This window comes from Haematobacter massiliensis, assembly GCF_000740795.1.
In the GTDB taxonomy this organism is placed as follows: domain Bacteria; phylum Pseudomonadota; class Alphaproteobacteria; order Rhodobacterales; family Rhodobacteraceae; genus Haematobacter; species Haematobacter massiliensis.
The window spans coordinates 1-3,398 of sequence record NZ_JGYG01000035.1 but is presented as its reverse complement, the minus strand read 5'-3'; the positions used below and the strand labels follow the sequence as shown (position 1 = coordinate 3,398).

Genomic DNA, 3,398 nt, shown 5'->3' with positions numbered 1-3,398 from the left:
GAACCGCCAGCCGCAACACGAAAGGAAAGACCAGATGACCACGATTTCCGCGACCTACTCGCCCGAGGACAACAAAATCCGCCTCTATGCTTCCGCCCGTCTCGATGCCGAAACTTTCCAGCGCGTGAAGGATGCCGGTTTCAAATGGGCACCGAAACAGGAGCTTTTCGTGGCCCCCTCGTGGTCCTGCGCCCGCGAGGATTTGGCGCTGGAACTGGCGGGCGAGATCGAGCCGGAGGAAATGACCTTGGCCGAACGCGCCCAGATGAAAGCCGACCGGCTGGACGCCATCGCGGACAAACGCGCCGCTGAGGCCAGCGCCTTTTCCCGCGCCGCCAACGAACTGTCTAAGGCGTTCGAGTTTGGGCAGCCGATCCTTGTGGGCCACCATTCCGAGCGGAAGGCCCGCAAGACGCAAGAGCGGATGCACAGCGCACAGGACAAGGCCAGCAAAGCCCATAAGGCCATTGGCTACTGGCAGTATCGGGCCGAAGGCGTCGAGGCCCACGCGAACCACAAGAACGATCCAAGGGTGCGGGCGCGGCGGATTCATGGCCTGTTGGCCGAGTTGCGCGACCTGCAACGAAAGCTGAACACCGCGCACAAAGCCCTTGCGACATGGGAGAAGCTGACCACGGACGACCATATCCGCGCGGCGCTTGGCATTGGCGAACTGTATTCGTTCAACCTGTATTCGCCCGTTGAGCGGGGCGAGATGACCCCGCAGGAGGCCCGCGAAAAGGCCATGGCCGGAGCGCGTTCGACCATCGAGAGCGGCAACCTGTCGCGCTGGATCATGCACACCCTCAACCGCCTGTCCTATGAACGGGAGATGTTGGGCGAGGTGCCGCGCTATGATGGAGAGATCACCCCGACCCTTTTGCAGATGTTCGTCCGCGAACATGGGGCCGACAAGCCGAAAGGGTCGAAGCTGGACACCGACCTTTTCGCCGTGGAATGCGAAGCCCCGTTGCCCGCGCATATCGCCCAAGGATCGGGCCTTGAATTGTCAGCCGACGAATGGCGCGACCTGATGCAGTCTTGTGGCTACCTGCCCCCCGCGAAGAAAGACGCCAAGCCCCCGATCCTCAATTTCAAAGCCCCATCCGGCACGGTTTCCGTGGTGAATCCGCACCGCCGCGAGGCCCAGGACCTGCCCCAGATCGAATTGACCAAGGCGGAATATGCCAGGATCTACGCCGAGCAGCGCGGCACCCGCCTTTCCACTTGCGGCGGTTTCCGCGTTCGGATCGCACCGAACCCGAAGCACGAAGGCCCCCGCTATATGGCCGGATGGGCGGCTATTCTCATCACCGACCAGAAGCAGCACGACACGCCCGAGAGCGTCAAGGACATGGAGGCCGCGGCATGACCCGCCCCGCCATGTATTCCCGCCCCGCAAAGCCCCTGACCATTCCGGTCAGGGCGCGACGGGACGCGCCCGCCCTGGCGCTGGACGCCGTGCCGGAGGTAATCGCCGTGGACCGTGCCACGGAATGCCATGTCACACCCGACGATGTAGCGCGGCGCATGGTCGAATATCTCGGACCCGTGGGCGATTATCTGACGCTAGAGCCAAGCGCCGGAACCGGCCAGCTTGCGCGGGCGCTGATCGCGTCCGGACACAGCCCGCGCGAACTGACCCTGATCGAGCGGCATCACGCCCTTGCAGCCACGCTGCACAAGATCGGCCCGACGCTGCACCGCTGTTTTCTGGAATATGCCGACGAGGCGCGCAGCAAGGTCGAGTTTCCCCGCATCCTCATGAATCCGCCTTTCCGCGAATTGCGAAAGCACGTTGCCGCTGCGCTGTCGCTTCTTGGGCGAGGCGGTCACGACGCCGCAACGCTGGTCGCACTGGTGCCGGTCACGTTCGAGCATCCCGATGCCGAGCATCTGGAAACCCTGCCGCCCGACACGTTCAGCGCGGCGCGGGTGCATACCAAAATCATAAGGATTCAGTGCAGTTGATCGACATGGGGGGCCGCGAGGCCCCTCTTTTCGTTCGTGGTCATGGTGCCCGATGACAGGAACGCCCGAGGGCGCCCCTGTCACCGGCCTTGCGCTATCCGCGCGGGACCGCTGCGCGGGAAAAAGAAAGCGCACCTGCCATTGCGCTTACGGTTGGAGGGCGGTTTTCCACCCCGGCTTTGCCGGGGCTTGCAGCCGCCGAGCCGGACGCGCCCCCATAGCACGAAGGGAGGCGAGGCGGTTGTCCGATCCCGCCGCCGCCCCTTTCAGGGACAGCGCCAGGACCGGCTCGCGCTGCCCGCGCGGGGGCGCCTTCGGCGCCGTCGCCTCAAAGGTCAGGCCGCTGGTGCGGCCCGACCTTGAGAAAGCCCGGAACGCAGCACCGGGGCCATTTGCCACCACCGGGATTTCAGGATCGAGCGCGCCGTTCTGGGCATCCGACCTGATGGCGGCCCGCTCCTTTGAGTGACTGTCGATTTATTGCTGCTCAGTTTGCTTCGGCCCGGATCGGCGCAAGGGCTGCGCCCTTCTCCACTGCGTTCCGACCCTGCGGGTGCACCAGTCCTTAAAGCCTTCGCACCTTTGAGCCGCAATCGACACTCACTCAAAGGAGCTACCATCATGACCAAGATCCTCGCCACTCTGCGCTCGATCCTGAAATCCCTCACCACCAAGGCGAAAATCAGCGTCTCCGTCGCCCTAAGCGTTCCGGGCTTCCTCAAGGTCGAAGTCAGGTATGCCCGCGACCTCACTGAACCACGAAAGGACAAGGACGCCTGAGCGGCGTCCCGGCCCGCCTTGCGGCGGGCCTTTTCTACCGCTGCCACGCCCCGATCCCGTCCCAAAAATCATTCAGGATGCCCAAGGCCCGATAGGTCCGGCCGCTGTCGTCCGGAAAGAAGTTCTGGATCGCCGCGTGCATCGCGTCCATGCCCCCGAGCTGGTGCAACGCTTCGCCCGCCGATCGCATGTTCTCCAACACCTCCCCTGACACCTGCGAAGGGAGCGGTGCCGCTTCGACCGCCAGAAACGCATCCCGTGCCAATTGGTAAGTTCGGAAGACCCTTGTGTGATCGTGCAGGTTAGGTTTGCGGGTTTCTTCTCCTGTCAGAAGCCAGTGCGCGTCCACGTTCAGCTTCGACACGACCAGCGCAAGAAAGTCCGCCTTGGGCGTCCGGTTGAGGTTGATATAGTTGGACAGGGCGCTTTTACTGATGCCGAACCGTTCTTCCGCATCGCGCAGGGTCATCCCGCATTTGCGGATCGCTTGTTCAAGACGCATTCCGATCAGTGCCGATTTATCCATGAACGTCTCCTTTTGGATAAATTATTCCACGTTCGAGAACGCGAGATCAAGCCTCTGGGCGCATCCCTCGTGCCGACCGGTCTAGGGCTATCGCCCTGGACCTCCCTGCCCGAGTGACCGC

Annotated in this window: 4 protein-coding genes; 3 read left to right on the top strand and 1 reads right to left on the bottom strand. The window is 63.3% G+C overall.

What is annotated here, in order from left to right; all coding sequences use genetic code 11:
* Positions 1-34: 34 nt before the first annotated feature.
* The 3 genes from CN97_RS19610 (at position 35) to CN97_RS20845 (ending at position 2,751) form a co-directional block, all read left to right on the top strand.
* Complete coding sequence (locus CN97_RS19610) at positions 35-1,372, top strand: DUF3560 domain-containing protein (protein WP_035715267.1); 1,338 nt, start codon at positions 35-37, stop codon at positions 1,370-1,372.
* Positions 1,369-1,971 carry a methyltransferase type 11 gene (locus CN97_RS19605; RefSeq protein WP_035715265.1) on the top strand — a complete coding sequence of 201 codons (603 nt, stop codon included), beginning with the start codon at positions 1,369-1,371 and terminating at the stop codon, positions 1,969-1,971. The genes CN97_RS19610 and CN97_RS19605 overlap by 4 nt, the downstream gene beginning before the upstream one ends.
* A 621-nt stretch (positions 1,972-2,592) precedes the next feature.
* Positions 2,593-2,751 (top strand): hypothetical protein, encoded by a 159-nt coding sequence (locus tag CN97_RS20845; RefSeq protein WP_156969595.1) that lies wholly within the window; start codon positions 2,593-2,595, stop codon positions 2,749-2,751.
* 34 nt (positions 2,752-2,785) lie between these two features.
* On the opposite strand, the gene CN97_RS19595 is transcribed toward CN97_RS20845, so the two are convergent.
* On the bottom strand, positions 2,786-3,277 hold the full coding sequence (locus CN97_RS19595) for a helix-turn-helix domain-containing protein (RefSeq protein WP_035715260.1): 492 nt from the start codon (positions 3,275-3,277) through the stop codon (positions 2,786-2,788).
* Positions 3,278-3,398 lie beyond the last annotated feature (121 nt).

Excerpts from the sequence above, each read along its gene's own strand:
- CN97_RS19605 (WP_035715265.1), top strand. The coding sequence starts at position 1,369 with ATGACCCGCCCCGCCATGTATTCCCGCCCCGCAAAGCCCCTGACCATT.
- CN97_RS19595 (WP_035715260.1), bottom strand. The coding sequence starts at position 3,277 with ATGGATAAATCGGCACTGATCGGAATGCGTCTTGAACAAGCGATCCGC.
- CN97_RS19610 (WP_035715267.1), top strand. The coding sequence starts at position 35 with ATGACCACGATTTCCGCGACCTACTCGCCCGAGGACAACAAAATCCGC.
- CN97_RS20845 (WP_156969595.1), top strand. The coding sequence starts at position 2,593 with ATGACCAAGATCCTCGCCACTCTGCGCTCGATCCTGAAATCCCTCACC.